Source organism: Dermacoccus sp. PE3 (genome assembly GCF_001021715.1).
GTDB lineage: Bacteria > Actinomycetota > Actinomycetes > Actinomycetales > Dermatophilaceae > Dermacoccus > Dermacoccus abyssi.
The window spans coordinates 35,842-50,147 of sequence record NZ_LDCM01000002.1 but is presented as its reverse complement, the minus strand read 5'-3'; the positions used below and the strand labels follow the sequence as shown (position 1 = coordinate 50,147).

The 14,306-nt window shown below is 67.0% G+C and carries 13 protein-coding genes; 2 read left to right on the top strand and 11 right to left on the bottom strand.

Translation table 11 applies throughout. The features are described from left to right. The first annotated feature begins 104 nt into the window (after window positions 1-104). On the top strand, window positions 105-1,046 hold the full coding sequence (locus AA983_RS05725) for an acyltransferase (RefSeq protein ID WP_052946924.1): 942 nt from the start codon (window positions 105-107) through the stop codon (window positions 1,044-1,046). Window positions 1,047-1,055: 9 nt separating this feature from the next. Continuing rightward, window positions 1,056-2,060 (top strand): acyltransferase family protein, encoded by a 1,005-nt coding sequence (locus AA983_RS14710; protein ID WP_052946923.1) that lies wholly within the window; start codon window positions 1,056-1,058, stop codon window positions 2,058-2,060. 84 nt (window positions 2,061-2,144) lie between these two features. Here the strand turns inward: AA983_RS14710 and ilvD are convergent, their stop codons facing one another. The 11 genes from ilvD to gatC all read right to left on the bottom strand — a co-directional run bounded on the left by ilvD (window position 2,145) and on the right by gatC (window position 14,259). Continuing rightward, entirely contained in the window at window positions 2,145-3,983 is a 1,839-nt protein-coding gene (gene ilvD / locus AA983_RS05720) for a dihydroxy-acid dehydratase (protein WP_047311331.1), read from the bottom strand. Window positions 3,984-4,304: 321 nt separating this feature from the next. After that, window positions 4,305-5,339 (bottom strand): ketol-acid reductoisomerase, encoded by a 1,035-nt coding sequence (gene ilvC / locus AA983_RS05715; RefSeq protein WP_047311330.1) that lies wholly within the window; start codon window positions 5,337-5,339, stop codon window positions 4,305-4,307. Between the two features lie 104 nt (window positions 5,340-5,443). Then, entirely contained in the window at window positions 5,444-5,956 is a 513-nt protein-coding gene (gene ilvN / locus AA983_RS05710) for an acetolactate synthase small subunit (RefSeq protein ID WP_047311329.1), read from the bottom strand. Further along, complete coding sequence (locus AA983_RS05705) at window positions 5,953-7,806, bottom strand: acetolactate synthase large subunit (RefSeq protein ID WP_047311328.1); 1,854 nt, start codon at window positions 7,804-7,806, stop codon at window positions 5,953-5,955. Before AA983_RS05705 ends, ilvN begins: the two co-directional genes overlap by 4 nt. A 239-nt stretch (window positions 7,807-8,045) precedes the next feature. Continuing rightward, window positions 8,046-8,573: a histidine phosphatase family protein gene (locus AA983_RS05700; RefSeq protein WP_047311327.1), complete on the bottom strand. Its 528-nt coding sequence runs from the start codon at window positions 8,571-8,573 to the stop codon at window positions 8,046-8,048. 81 nt (window positions 8,574-8,654) lie between these two features. Next, window positions 8,655-9,389, bottom strand: coding sequence for a class F sortase (locus AA983_RS05695; RefSeq protein ID WP_052946922.1), 735 nt, complete (start codon window positions 9,387-9,389; stop codon window positions 8,655-8,657). A 97-nt stretch (window positions 9,390-9,486) separates the two neighbouring features. Next, window positions 9,487-10,158, bottom strand: a complete 672-nt coding sequence (locus tag AA983_RS05690) for a hypothetical protein (RefSeq protein ID WP_047311326.1) — start codon at window positions 10,156-10,158, stop codon at window positions 9,487-9,489. Window positions 10,159-10,312: 154 nt separating this feature from the next. Continuing rightward, window positions 10,313-10,918: a class F sortase gene (locus tag AA983_RS05685; protein WP_129662797.1), complete on the bottom strand. Its 606-nt coding sequence runs from the start codon at window positions 10,916-10,918 to the stop codon at window positions 10,313-10,315. Window positions 10,919-10,920: 2 nt separating this feature from the next. Next, complete coding sequence (gene gatB / locus AA983_RS05680; RefSeq protein ID WP_047311325.1) at window positions 10,921-12,432, bottom strand: Asp-tRNA(Asn)/Glu-tRNA(Gln) amidotransferase subunit GatB; 1,512 nt, start codon at window positions 12,430-12,432, stop codon at window positions 10,921-10,923. Next, entirely contained in the window at window positions 12,432-13,940 is a 1,509-nt protein-coding gene (gatA, locus tag AA983_RS05675) for an Asp-tRNA(Asn)/Glu-tRNA(Gln) amidotransferase subunit GatA (protein ID WP_047311324.1), read from the bottom strand. Before gatA ends, gatB begins: the two co-directional genes overlap by 1 nt. Before the next feature lie 22 nt (window positions 13,941-13,962). Then, window positions 13,963-14,259 carry an Asp-tRNA(Asn)/Glu-tRNA(Gln) amidotransferase subunit GatC gene (gene gatC / locus AA983_RS05670; RefSeq protein WP_047311323.1) on the bottom strand — a complete coding sequence of 99 codons (297 nt, stop codon included), beginning with the start codon at window positions 14,257-14,259 and terminating at the stop codon, window positions 13,963-13,965. Window positions 14,260-14,306 lie beyond the last annotated feature (47 nt).

The window sequence follows — 14,306 nt, the reverse complement described above, 5'->3', positions numbered from 1 at the left end:
CAGACAAGGCGGGAGTGGCGCCTCGCGAAACGACGAACGGCCCCGCCGAGCCCGCCTGCGCACCTATGCTGACGTAGCTCTTCCCCTTACTTCGAGGTAACCGCGTGACCCAGCCGACCACCACCGGGCAACAGCACCACGAGGTGCCCGCTCTGGCGCGCAGCAAGCGACGTCCCGCGCTGGACGGTATCCGCGCGCTGTCCGTCGTGGCCGTGATGATCTATCACGCCAACCCGGAGTGGATTCCGGGCGGCTACCTCTCGGTCAACGTCTTCTTCGTGCTCTCCGGCTACCTCATCACCGGGCTGCTGCTCAAGGAGGCGTCGCGCTGGGGCTCGATCGACCTCGTGAGCTTCTACAAGAACCGCGCCCGGCGCCTCCTTCCGGCGCTGTTCGTCGTCGTGGCCGTCGTGACGCTCATCGGGGCGCGAATCCTCACCGAGAGCGCCAAGGCGAACCTGCGCGGCGACGGTCTCGCGACCCTCTTCTACGTCGCCAACTGGCGCTTCATTCTCGAGGGCGAGTCCTACTTCGCGAGCACCGGCGACCCCAGCCCGTTCCGCCACATGTGGACGCTGGCCATCGAGGAGCAGTTCTACCTCGTCTTCCCGATCCTCCTTCTCGGCCTCATGACGATGGCAAACGGGCGCCGGCGGCGCATCACGCAGGGGCTCGTCGTCCTCATCGTGCTGTCGGCCATCGTCCAGGCCTGGATCTACACCTCGCAGATCAAGCCGATGCCGACGCCCGACCCGTCGCGCATCTACTACGGCACCGACACCCGCGCCAACGAGTTGCTGCTCGGCGCAGCGCTCGCCGTGGCCATGACGTACTGGCGCAAGCGCACCTTGCGCGCGAACGCCGAGAAGCTGACGTGGATCGGCATCGCCTCGTTCGGCGGCATGCTGGCCTTCTTCTTCGGCCCCAACGAGACGTCCGCCTGGGTCTTCCTCGGCGGCAGCGTGCTCTTCTCGATCCTCATCTGCCTCATCATCGTGGCCATCGAGGTCTGGCCCGGGTCGGTCTTCGCCGAGTTCCTCAGCTAGAAGCCCATCGTGTGGATCGGTGAGCTGTCGTACGGCATCTACCTGTGGCACTGGCCGATCTTCGTCTTCCTCAACGAGGAGCGAACGGGCTGGAACGAGCTCGTCCTGCTCGTGGTCCGCCTAACGCTGACCGTCGGGCTCGCGACGATCTCCTACTACTTCATCGAGCAGCCGATCCGCACGCAGAAGCTGCAGAAGCGCCTCGGCCACACGAAGTCGATCGCGGCGTGGAGCCTCGCCCTGCCGGTGACGGTCGCCGTCGTCGTCCTCGCCACGCTCGGCATCAAGCCGGTGACCGACGCCAAGTCGGGTTCGCAGCTCGACACGACGACGGGTTCGGGCGACAAGAAGATCGCGGTCGTCGGTGACTCGGTCGGCTACGGCCTCGCCTTCCAGTTCCCCGCCGGTTCCTACCCGGGTGTCTCCGTCACGGGTAGCGCGAAAATCGGGTGTGGTACCGCCGAGCAGTGGCTCGTCGTCAACGGCGTGCGTCAATCGCAGGACAACCCCGAGTGCCGCGACGTGTTCTCCGGGTGGGAGAACGCCGTGAAGAGTTCGAACGCGAAGGTCGTCGTCTGGTCGATGGGCGGCTGGGACGTCTACGACCACTACGTCGACGGCAAGGTGCTCAAGGAGCAGTCGCCCGAGTACGCGCGCTACTACCGTTCGCGCCTCGAGAAGGGCCTCGCGGCGTTCGGCCCGAAGACGCAGGTCTTCATCCCGAAGGTCGCCTGCTACGACCAGCCGAAGTTCGAGGTCGAAGGCCAGGATCTGGCGCTCGACCGCAACGACCCGGCGCGCGCCAAGGCGCTCAACGCCATCATCGACGACTTCGCGAAGGCGCACCCCGATCGCGCCCACGCCGTCGACCCGTCGTCGTGGCTGTGCAAGGACGGCAAGCCGATCGAGAAGATCGACGGCAAGGTCATGCGCGAGGACGGCGTCCACTACACCTCGGACGGCGCGAAGAAGTTCTGGGCGTGGCTCATGCCGCAGCTCAAGAGCCATCTGTGACGCTGACGCCCACACACGCCGCTGCCCGCCCCGACCGATCAAAGGTTGAGGCGGGCAGCAGCTTACGGAGGGCGCTCCGGGGTGTCAGTCGACGACTCGTGCGGCGCCCTTGTCAGCGCTCTGCGCGAAGCGCGCGAAGATCTTGAGCGCAGCCGAGACGGGGCGGTGACGGCTCACCGGCTCCCAGCCCTTTTCGTCCTGCGCCGCGCGACGGCGCACGAGTTCCTCGTCGTCGACGAGCAGGTTGACGCGACGGTTCGGGATGTCGAACTCGATGACGTCACCCGTGCGCACGAGACCGATGGCGCCGCCCGCGGCTGCCTCGGGCGACACGTGGCCGACCGACAGACCCGACGAACCGCCGGAGAAGCGACCGTCGGTGATGAGCGCACACTTCGGTCCGAGGCCGACGCCCTTGAGGTAACTCGTCGGATACAGCATCTCCTGCATGCCCGGGCCACCCTTGGGGCCCTCGTAGCGGACGACGACGACGTCACCGGCGTCGATCTCGCCCTTGAGGATCATCTCGACGGCCTCCTCCTGACTCTCGGCCACCTTGGCCGGGCCGGAGAAGTTCCACTGGTGCTCGGGCACGCCCGCGGTCTTGACGATGCAGCCGTCGGGCGCGAGGTTGCCCGTGAGCACCGCAAGGCCGCCCTCGCTCGTGTACGCGTGCTCGACGGAGTGGATGCAGCCGTTCTCGCTGTCCTCGTCGAGCGACTTCCACCGGTTCGTCGAGCTGAACGCCTCCGTGGTGCGCACGCCACCGGGCGCCGCGAGGAAGAGCTCACGTGCCACCTCGGTGGCCTTGCCACCGCGGATGTCCCAGTCGGCGAGCCACTGCTCGAGCGACGGGCTGTGCACCGCGCGCACGTCACGGTTGAGCATGCCACCGCGGTCGAGCTCACCGAGGATGGCAGCGATACCGCCGGCCCGGTGCACGTCCTCCATGTAGAACTGCGCACTGTTCGGCGCCACCTTGACGAGGCACGGCGTCTCCCGCGACAGGGCGTCGATGTCGTGCTGATCGAAGTCGACCCCGGCCTCGTGGGCCGCGGCGAGCAGGTGCAGGATCGTGTTCGTCGAACCACCCATCGCGATGTCGAGACGCATCGCGTTCTCGAAGGCCGGCTTGCCGGCGATGGCGCGCGGCAGCACCGAGTCGTCGTCGCCCTCGTAGTACGTCTTGCACAGCTCGACGACGAGCTTGCCCGCGTTGAGGAACAGATCGCGGCGAGCCGACGCCGTCGCGAGAGTCGAACCGTTGCCGGGCAGCGAAAGGCCGAGAGCCTCCGTGAGGCAGTTCATCGAGTTGGCCGTGAACATGCCCGAGCACGAACCACACGTGGGGCACGCGCTCTGCTCGATCTTGGTGATCTCCTCGTCGGAGACGTTGTCGTCGACCGACTTGATCATGGCGTCGATGAGGTCGAGGCGCGACTCGGCCTCGCCGTCCTTGATGACGGCCTTACCGGCCTCCATCGGCCCACCGGAGACGAACACCGTCGGGATGTTGAGGCGCAATGCGGCCAGCAGCATGCCGGGCGTGATCTTGTCGCAGTTGCTGATGCACACGAGCGCGTCGGCCTGATGGGCGTTGACCATGTACTCGACCGAGTCGGCGATGATCTCGCGGCTCGGCAGCGAGTAGAGCATGCCGTGGTGACCCATGGCGATGCCGTCGTCAACCGCAATCGTGTTGAACTCGCGGCCGACACCGCCGGCCTCGGCGATCGCGCCGGCGACGAGCTGACCCATGTCCTTGAGGTGGACGTGGCCGGGCACGAACTGGGTGAAGCTGTTCGCGATGGCGACGATCGGCTTGCCGAAGTCGCCCTCCCCCATTCCGGTGGCGCGCCAGAGCGCGCGAGCGCCGGCCATGTTGCGTCCGTGGGTTGTTGTGCGTGAGCGAAGTTCGGGCATGTCCCTATTCTCCCAGTCTTCGTCGTGTCGCCGAAGCGGCGTTCGTCAGATGAAAGCGACGTGCCCGGCTCCTTCCCCTGCGTGAGAGAAGGAACCGGGTGTGTCGTGAGTGATGCACGCGCGGCGAGGACGTCCCCAGATCGACCTCGCCTCGCGTCATCGGCTTGTCAGGCAACGCTTGCGTCGGCAGGATCCTCACTGCGTTGCGGTCCTACCTGCGTGCGCTTGATCCTCAGCGGCACCTTTTCTGGGCCGCCTCGTCAACGCTTACTTCGGCAGGATCCTCACTGCGTTGCGGTCCTACCTCCGTGCGCTTGATCCTCAGCGGCCGGCAGAGCCCTCGACGTAGTCACTGTCCGTGTCCGCGTCCTTGAGCCAGCTCATGAGGCCGCGCAGTTCCTTGCCCGTCTTCTCGATCGGGTGCGAGGCACCCTTCTCGCGCAGACGCTTGAACTCCGGCGCACCGGCGTCCTGATCCTCGATGAAACGCTTGGCGAACGCACCGCTCTGGATGTCGGCGAGAACGCCCTTCATGTTCTCCTTGACACGCTCGTCGATGACGCGCGGGCCCGAGACGTAGTCACCGAACTCGGCCGTGTCGGAGACCGACCAGCGCTGCTTGGCGATACCGCCCTCGACCATGAGGTCGACGATGAGCTTGAGCTCGTGGAGGCACTCGAAGTAGGCGACCTCCGGCTGGTAGCCGGCCTCGGTCAGCGTCTCGAAGCCGTACATGACGAGCTGCGACGCGCCACCGCAGAGGACGGCCTGCTCACCGAACAGGTCGGTCTCGGTCTCCTCGGTGAACGTCGTCTTGATGCCGCCCGCGCGCAGACCACCGATGGCCTTGGCGTAGGAGGCTGCAAGGTCCCAGGCGTTGCCCGAGGCGTCCTGCTCGACGGCGACGATGACCGGCACTCCACGGCCGTCGACGTACTCGCGACGCACGAGGTGACCCGGGCCCTTCGGGGCGACCATGACGACGTCCGCGTCCGACTCGGGCGTGATGTAGCCGAAGCGGATGTTGAAGCCGTGACCGAACAGCAGGGTCGTGCCCGGCTTGAGGTTCGGCTTGATGTCGTTGGAGTAGACGGTGCGCTGCACCTGGTCCGGCGTGAGGATGACGACGACGTCGGCCTCGGCGACGGCCTCGGCGACCGAGAGAACCTTGAGGCCCTCGTTCTCCGCCTTCTCCTTGGACTTGCTGCCCTCGGCGAGGCCGACGCGCACGTCGACACCGGAGTCGCGCAGGTTGAGCGCGTGGGCGTGACCCTGCGAGCCGTAGCCGATGACGGCCACCTTCTTGCCCTGGATCACCGAAAGGTCGGCGTTGTCGTCGTAGAACATTTCAGCCACGGGATCGCTCCTATTCATCCTGGTCGTCACCTCGCGGGGTGACGTCTGTTGGTTCGATTCTGCCCGCACGCGCCTTCGGCCCGGGCAGTGGGTTGAGGGAAGGCTCAGGCCTTCTTCTTGTCACGGGCGGCGATCGCCTTGGGCCCACGGCCCAGGGCGACGACACCCGACTGCACGAGTTCACGAATGCCGAACGGCTCCAGCGTCGCGAGCAATGCCTCGAGCTTCTCTAGCGTGCCGGTGGCTTCGATGACGACCGATTCGTTCGTCACGTCGATGATGTTCGCGCGGAACATCGTCACGAGGTCGATGATCTGCGAACGGGTGGCCGCATCGGCGCGCACCTTGAACAGCACGAGCTGACGTTCCACCGCAGAGCTGCGGTCGAGTTCGACGACCTTGAGCACCTCGACGAGCTTGTTGAGCTGCTTGGTCACCTGCTCGAGCACCTCGTCGTCGACGTCGACGACGACCGTCATGCGCGAGATCTCCTCGGACTCCGTCTCACCGACGGCGAGCGAGTAGATGTTGAAGCCGCGTCGGGAGATGAGGCCGGAGATGCGGGCGAGCACACCGGGCCGGTTCTCCACGAGCACGGACAGTGTGTGGCGGCTCATGCCTGCTCCTCCTCGTTGGGAATCTGCTCGTCGTCGGCGTCGTCGTCGTCGCGGTCCCACACCGGCGTGATGTCCCGCGCCATGGTGATGAGGTCGTTGCTCACGCCGGCGGGCACCATCGGCCACACCATGGCGTCACGCTCGACGACGAAGTCGATGACGACGGGGCGGTCGTTGATCTCGAGCGCCTTCTTGATCGTGTCGTCGACATCGTCCGGGTGCTCGCAGCGCAGCCCCACGCAGCCGTAGGCGTCGGCGAGCTTGACGAAGTCGGGCACCCGGCTGCCGCCGTGACTGGTGTGCAGGTCGGTGTTCGAGTAGCGCTCGTTGTAGAAGAGCGTCTGCCACTGACGCACCATGCCGAGGCTCGAGTTGTTGATGATCGCGACCTTGATCGGGATGTTGTTGATGACGCAGGTGGCGAGCTCCTGGTTCGTCATCTGGAAGCAGCCGTCGCCGTCGATGGCCCACACGGTGCGCTCCGGCTCGGCGGCCTTGGCGCCCATGGCCGCCGGCACCGAGTAACCCATCGTGCCGAGGCCACCGGAGTTGAGCCAGCTGTTGGGACGCTCGTACTGCACGAACTGCGCGGCCCACATCTGGTGCTGACCGACGCCGGCCACGTAAACACCCTCGGGACCGGTCAGGGCCGACAGGCGTTCGATAACGTACTGGGGCGCGAGGAGCGACTCGTCCTCCGGCGGCGTGTAACCGAGGGGGAACTTGTCCTTCCACTCCGCCGTCGTCGCGTGCCAGGCGTCGTAGCTGCCCAGCTCGACGTTCTCGAGCGCCTTCGCGAGATCGACGACGACCTCCTTGGCGTCCCCCACGATCGGCACGTCGGCGACACGGTTCTTGCCGATCTCCGCAGGGTCGACATCCGCGTGGATGACCTTGGCGAACGGGGCGAAGCTGTCGAGTGCGCCGGTGACGCGGTCGTCGAAGCGGGCACCGATCGTGATGAGCAGGTCCGCGCGCTGCAGCGCCGTCACGGCCGGCACGCTGCCGTGCATTCCAGGCATACCGAGGTGCAGCTCATGGCTGTCCGGGAAGGCGCCGCGCGCCATGAGCGTCGTCACGACGGGGATCTGCGTCTGCTCGACGAGGGCGCGCAGTTCCTCGTGGGCACCGGCACGGATGACACCGCCGCCGATGTAGAACACGGGACGCTCGGCTTCGCGGATGAGCTCGGCCGCAGCCTTGATCTGCTTCGCGTGCGGCTTCGTCACCGGGCGGTAGCCCGGCAGATCGATCGCCGGAGGCCAGGAGAACGTCGTCTTCGCCGTCAGTGCGTCCTTCGTGATGTCGACGAGCACGGGGCCCGGTCGGCCGGTGGAGGCGATGTGGAACGCCTCGGCGATGGCGCGCGGGATGTCATCGGCGCAGGTGACGAGGTAGTTGTGCTTCGTGATCGGCATCGTGATGCCGCGGATGTCCGCTTCCTGGAAGGCGTCCGTACCGATGGTCTTGGAGTTGACCTGTCCGGTGATGGCGACGATCGGCACCGAGTCCATGTAGGCATCGGCCAGCGGAGTGACCAGGTTCGTGGCGCCCGGCCCAGAGGTCGCCATGCACACGCCCACCTTGCCGGTGGCCGCGGCGTACCCCTGGGCGGCGTGGCCGGCGCCCTGCTCGTGGCGAACGAGGACGTGACGAACCTTGACGGAGTCGAGCAGCGGGTCGTACGCGGGAAGGATGGCCCCGCCCGGCAAGCCGAAGACCGTCTCGACACCCTGCGCCTCGAGCGCGAGGACGAGTGACTGAGCACCGGTCACGCTGGGCTTCTGGGGCTCTCGCCGCGCCAGATCACCCGGCGAAGGCGTGCGATCGGTCGTTGCCGCGTCGCTCATCTGTTGTCACCACTTTCGGCTGTTGGTAGCTGCACCGGTCTCGAACATCAAAAAATCCCTCAGCTCTGTGGGAGCGATGAGGGATCAGCGTGCGTCGTGAGTCGTGTTCGACTGCTCAGGACGCACGCTGCGTGAGTACGAGAATCTGTGCCATGCGGAACATTTTGTCGAGGTGAGCAGAGCGAGTCAAAGATGTGAGACACCGATCTCACTAAGTGAGATCGGTGTCTCACATCTGGTCACAGGCCACCGGCTCGCACATCGAGGAGATCGCCTGCGCCCCGCGCGACGTCCCCCCAGCCGCCCTCGAACGCGACAACGGCAGCCGACGCCGGGACGAACCCACGCGTCAACGTTTCGAGATCACCGGCGTCACCAGCACCGGCCACCAGCTCGTACGCCAGCGCGGGGATCCCGGGTGCATGGCCGACGATGACCGCAGTCTGCGCCTCGGGGGCCGTCGCGTCGAGATCGCGCACGACGCTCAGAAGCGAATCGACATCCGCCTCGTAGATCGCCGGCTCCATGGTGATGAGGACGCCATGTCCGGTGGCTTCCTGGATGGCGGCCCAAGTCTGACGGGTTCGCGCGGCCGGCGAACAGAGAACGGCTTCGCCGAGCAGGCCGTTCTCGCGTAGCCACTCCCCTGCTCGGGCAGCCTCGTCGAGGCCGTGGGCCGTGAGCTCTCGGGATTCGTCACCTTCCCGGCCGTCGGGTTCGGCGGTGGCGTGACGCAGGAGGACGAGTCGGCGCACATTCTCGGACATGCGCCCATCATCGCCCCTTCTACCGCCCGAGTGGAAACCGGAACCCTGACGCAACACCGCCGATGTCGGCCGACGCGTCGATCAGACGGGCTTCGCCCATACGACGTAGTTGTTCGACCGGTGTTGCGCGTTGACCCACTGGCTGTCGGCGTCGCAGGTCACGAGGGCCACCACGGGAGTCGAGCTCCCACCCCACACGCGCATGTCGTTCTGCAGAGCCGTCTTGCCGACGCTCGCCTTGTTCGTGACGACGAAATCCTTGTGGGTGCCGTCGGCGTAGCTGATCGTCACCTTGCCGCCCACGGGGGTGCGGTGCAGGGAGTAGAAGATGTCCGGACCGTTGAGCGTCACGTGCCCGGCGAGCACGGCGATGCCCGGCATGCCCGGCTTGACGCGCCCGTATCCCGTGAACTGTTGGATGACGCCCCCGGGCGGATTGAGAACACCGTTGTTGAGGCCTCCCGGTGTGATCGCGTTGTTGAGGCCGATGCTCGGAATGGAGATGCGAACGGCCGCGGCTCGCGGCACACCGACAGACTTTCCGTTCGGCGTCTGCGTGCCGGAAGCCTTCGGCGCAGCGGCCGAGGTGGAAGCAGCCTTCTTCGATGCGGGACTCGAGGCGGAGCGCGATCCGGACGACGATGACGATGACGTTTTCGCAGACGGCCCGCTCCTCGTCGACGAACTGGACGCACTGGACGAGGTGGACGCCGCCACGGGCTCGGACGACGAGTCGTCACTGCCGCCACAGCCGGACAGGCCGACAGCGCAGACAAGGGCGAGCGAGGCGAGGAACTTCCCCCGAGAGTTCTTCATGGCGATCATCCTACGGGTGAGCGGGACGCGTGATGCCCCACCGGAGCGAACTCCGGTGGGGCATAACGAGCGTCCGGTTCGGGACGGTGTCAGCGGGTCACTTACGGCCGCGGCGAACGGCGATCGTGCCGCCGGCGGCGACGATCGCGAACGCACCGAGACCCGCGGCCAGAGCGGCCGTGTTGTCCGACTGCGGTGCGACGCGGTCGGTCTCGACCTTCGGGCCGGCCGTCGAGGTCGGGGCCGACGAGGTCGGCATCGGCGACGTGGTCGTCGAGGTCGGAGCCGGGGTCGTCGTCGTGCTCGTCGGGGACGGCGACGTCGACGTCGGAACGGGCTCAGCCGTCGGTGTACCGGCCGAAGCCCAGTTCAAGACGGGCTGCGTCGTCGGCAGACCGGCGCAGGACGTGGGGACCTTGCCCGAGACGTTGAACGACGAGCCCGTGGTCGAGCCGGCGGCGTGGACCGTGATCGAGCGACCCGGAACGCGCGTCAGCGACTTGATCGAGCCACCCGAGGTATAGGGGCTGACGTTCGTGCGCTCGAGCGGGCGGTAGCCCGACGCGGTGAACGTGACCTTGGCCTCGGTCTTGTTCAGCGTGCGGTAGCTGAACGAGAAGTTGGGGGTGCCGTTGTCGCACCAGTACTGCATGTTCGTGTACTGGAAGTTGCCGCTGATGCTCGTCCGGAACGCCGCCTGCGACGGGGCTGCGGTCGTGGCGACCATGGCGCCGACTCCGACCAGAGCAAGGCCTGCGAACTTCTTCATCGTGTCGTCCCTCTCGTGTGATTTTCCCGATCGGCGGAAAGCCCTGGTCGGGGCTTCACACCCACACGACCGAGACTCCCTCCCCGCCTCACATCGAGGCTAGAGCACATTCAGGGATCACACAGCAATACCCGGGGGTAATTTTAAGGAACGGTCAGTTAACAGGTTTCGTCCACACGACGAAGTTGTTGACGTGGTGCACTCCGACGAGTTCGGAGGCCGAATCGCAGGTGATGAGGGCGAGCACCGGCGTCTTCGAGGAGCCCCACACACTCTGGTCGTGGCGCAGTTCCTCCTTGTCGACCGACTTGACTCGGGTGACCTGGAACTTCTGCGACGACGTGTCGGCAAAGCGGACGGTGAGGCGTTGCCCCACTTTGACCTCGGGCAGTTTGGCGAAGACGTCGGGGCCGTTGAACGTCACGTGCCCCGCGATGACCGAGATGCCGACCTGCCCTGGGCTGACCGTGGCGTTGTACCACTGCGTCACACCCGGGGGCGGCGAGATCTCGCCGCTCTTGGTCAGGCCCATACCCGTGACCTTGCGGTCGAAGCCGATGGACGGGATCGCGAGCGACACGGGCACGCTGCCGCCCCCCTTGGGTGCAGTCGCCGTCGGAGCAGGTGTCGTTGTCGGCGCCTGTGCCGTTTCGACGTCGCTCGCTTCGTCGTCGAAGTCACGTTTGCGTGAACAACCGGCCACGCCGAGCAGACCGACCCCGGCCAACGTCAGCGCGCTGCGGCGGCCCACCTCGTTCATCGTCAGGCCTGGCCCAGCTGTTCGAGGATGATGGAACGCGCCTTGGCCGCGTCGGCCTGGCCCTTCATCTCCTTCATCACCTGACCGATGAGCGCACCAGCGGCCTGAACCTTGCCGTCGCGGACCTTCTGTGCGACGTCCGGGTTGGCCTTGATGACCTTCGTCACTGCGGCCTCCAGCGCACCGTCGTCCTGCACGAGTTCGAGACCGCGGGCGTCCGCAACCTCGGTCGGAGTACCTTCGCCGGCGAGGACGCCCTCGAGCGTCTGACGCGCCATCGAGTCGTTGAGACGACCGGACTTCACGAGCCCGTCGAGCTCAGCGATCGTCTTCGGCGTGACGTGACGCTGGGCAGCGAACTCGACAAAGGGTTCACCGGCCTTGTTGGCCAGGCGGGCGATCTCGCCCGTCCACCACTTGCGCGCGCCCGCGGCACTCGCACCCGCCGCGATGGTCTCCTCGATCGTCTCGACCGCGCCCGCGTTGTAGACGTCGCGCATCTCGAGGTCGGAGAAGCCCCACTCGCCCTGTAGACGCTTGCGGCGCTCGGCGGGCGGCTCGGGCAGTGTGGCGCGCAGCTGCTCGACGAGCTCACGGCTCGGAGCGACCGGCACGAGATCGGGCTCCGGGAAGTAGCGGTAGTCGTCGGCGTCCGACTTCGGGCGACCGGAGGTCGTGACGCCGGTGTCCTCGTGCCAGTGGCGCGTCTCCTGCAGAATCGATCCGCCCTCGTTGAGGACGGCCGCGTGGCGCGTGATCTCGTACCGCACCGCTCGCTCGACCGAGCGCAGCGAGTTGACGTTCTTGGTCTCCGTGCGGGTACCGAACTTCTCGGCGCCCTTCGGCATGAGCGAGACGTTCGCGTCGCAACGCATCGAGCCCTGCTCCATGCGGGCGTCGGACACGTCGAGCGCACGCATCAGTTCGCGCAGCGCACCGACGTAGGCCTTCGCGATCTCGGGCGCGCGCCCCCCCGCACCCACGAGCGGCTTGGTGACGATCTCGATGAGCGGGATGCCGGCACGGTTGTAGTCGAGCAGCGAGTGATCGGCGCCGTGGATGCGACCCGTGGCACCGCCGACGTGCAGCGACTTACCCGTGTCCTCCTCCATGTGCGCACGCTCGATCTCGACACGCCACGGCGTACCGTCCTCGAGTTCGACGTCGAGGTAACCCTCGAAGGCGATGGGCTCGTCGTACTGCGAGGTCTGGAAGTTCTTGGGCATGTCCGGGTAGAAGTAGTTCTTCCGGGCGAAGCGGCACCACTCGGCGATCTCGCAGTTGAGCGCGAGGCCGATGCGGATGGCGGACTCCACGCCCTTCGCGTTGACCACCGGCAGTGCGCCGGGCAGGCCCAGGCAGACCGGGCAGGTCTGAGTGTTCGGCTCGGCGCCGAACTCGGTGGCACAGCCGCAGAACATCTTCGTCTCGGTGTTCAGCTCGACGTGCACCTCGAGACCCATGACGGGGTCGTACGTGGCAATCGCCTCGTCGTAGTCGACAACGGCATCCATCAGTTGTTCTCCTTCAGTGCCGGTGCCTGCGCGAGGAGCGGTGCGCCCCACTTCGCTTCGAGTGCGCGCTCGAGCGCGGCACCGACGCCGTACATGCGCTCGTCCTTCGTTGCCGGGGCGAGAATCTGGAAGCCGACCGGAAGGCCGTCGTCCGAGAGACCCGCAGGCAGCGACATACCGGGCAGACCGGCGAGGTTGGCCGGGATGGTGGCGACGTCGTTGAGGTACATCGCCATCGGGTCCTCGAGCTTCTCGCCCAGCTTGAACGCGGTGGTGGGGCTCGTCGGGCTGACGAGCACGTCGGCCGACTCGAAGGCACGGGCGAAGTCGCGCGCGATGAGCGTGCGCACCTTCTGCGCCTGCCCGTAGTACGCGTCGTAGTAGCCGCTCGAGAGGGCGTAGGTGCCCAGGATGATGCGGCGCTTGACCTCGTTGCCGAAGCCCGCCTCACGCGAAGCGGCCATGACCTGCTCGGCCGACGGCGCGTCGACCCCCTCAGGCGCGACGCGCAGGCCGTAGCGCATGGCGTCGAACTTGGCCAGGTTCGAACTGACTTCCGACGGCATGACGAGGTAGTAGGCAGCGAGCGCCTGCTCGAAGCTCGGGCAGGAGACGGTGACGACCTCGGCGCCGGCGTCGGTGAGCGCGGCGACGGCCTCGTCGAAGCGGTCCTTGACGCCAGGCTGGTACCCCTCGCCGTCGAGCTGGGAGATGATGCCGATCTTCATGCCCTTGACGTCACCGCGACGGGCCGCGTCGACGACCGGCGGCACCGGAGCATCGATCGAGGTGGAGTCCATGGGGTCGTGACCGGCCATGACCTCGTGGAAGAGCGCTGCGTCGAGGACGGAGCGCGTGCACGGGCCCGCCTGGTCGAGCGAGCTCGCCATCGCGATGAGGCCGTAGCGGCTGATGCCGCCGTACGTCGGCTTCGAGCCGACGGTGCCCGTCACCGAAGCGGGCTGACGGATCGAACCACCGGTGTCGGTACCGACGGCCAGCGGCGCCTCGAAGGCGGCGACAGCCGCGGCGGAGCCACCGCCGGAACCACCCGGGATGCGCTCGAGATCCCACGGGTTGTGCGTGGGGCCGTAGGCGCTGTGCTCGGTGGAACTGCCCATCGCGAACTCGTCCATGTTCGTCTTTCCGAGCAGCGGCATACCCGCTGCACGAAGGCGCGTGACGAGGGTGGCGTCGTACGGGGGCACCCAGCCCTCGAGGATCTTCGAACCGGCCGTCGTGGGCTGGCCCTTCGTCGTGACGACGTCCTTGACGGCCACCGGCACGCCGGCAAGTGCGTGCACCGGCTTGCCCGCGCTGCGGTCTTCGTCGACCTGCTTCGCCGCGGCGAGCGCCCCGGAGGTGTTGACGTGGAGGAAGGCGTGCACGTCACCGTCGACGGCAGCGATGCGGTCGAGGTGGGCCTGCGTCAGCTCCACGGCGCTGACGGAACCGTCGGCGAGCCGGGCCGCCATGTCGGCGGCGCTGAGGCGGATGATGTCGCTCAAAATCGAACCTTTGCTCGTCGTGTCAGTCTTCGCTGAGGATGCGCGGCACCAAGAAGCGCTGCTGCTCGCTCGCGGGGGCGCCGGAGAGCGCCTCGTCCGCGGTGAGCGACGGGCGCACCTCGTCCGGTCGCGTCACGTTCGTCAGGGGCAACGGGTGCGACATGGGCGGGATGTCGTCGGCCGCGGCCTCATTGACACTGGCCACGAAGCCGACGATGGAGTCGAGCTGCCCGGCGAAGGTGTCGAGTTCCTCGTCCGACAGATGGATGCGCGCCAGGCCTGCGACGTGCGCGACCTCGTCACGGGAGAGAGAAGACATGAGCCTCATTCTAGGTGGTTGTCGTGCGTGGAATCGGCCCGGTGCCG

Excerpts from the sequence above, each read along its gene's own strand:
- ilvD (WP_047311331.1), bottom strand. The coding sequence starts at position 3,983 with ATGCCCGAACTTCGCTCACGCACAACAACCCACGGACGCAACATGGCC.
- ilvN (WP_047311329.1), bottom strand. The coding sequence starts at position 5,956 with ATGAGCCGCCACACACTGTCCGTGCTCGTGGAGAACCGGCCCGGTGTG.
- AA983_RS05705 (WP_047311328.1), bottom strand. The coding sequence starts at position 7,806 with ATGAGCGACGCGGCAACGACCGATCGCACGCCTTCGCCGGGTGATCTG.
- AA983_RS05700 (WP_047311327.1), bottom strand. The coding sequence starts at position 8,573 with ATGTCCGAGAATGTGCGCCGACTCGTCCTCCTGCGTCACGCCACCGCC.
- AA983_RS05695 (WP_052946922.1), bottom strand. The coding sequence starts at position 9,389 with ATGAAGAACTCTCGGGGGAAGTTCCTCGCCTCGCTCGCCCTTGTCTGC.
- AA983_RS05690 (WP_047311326.1), bottom strand. The coding sequence starts at position 10,158 with ATGAAGAAGTTCGCAGGCCTTGCTCTGGTCGGAGTCGGCGCCATGGTC.
- AA983_RS05685 (WP_129662797.1), bottom strand. The coding sequence starts at position 10,918 with ATGAACGAGGTGGGCCGCCGCAGCGCGCTGACGTTGGCCGGGGTCGGT.
- gatB (WP_047311325.1), bottom strand. The coding sequence starts at position 12,432 with ATGGATGCCGTTGTCGACTACGACGAGGCGATTGCCACGTACGACCCC.
- gatC (WP_047311323.1), bottom strand. The coding sequence starts at position 14,259 with ATGTCTTCTCTCTCCCGTGACGAGGTCGCGCACGTCGCAGGCCTGGCG.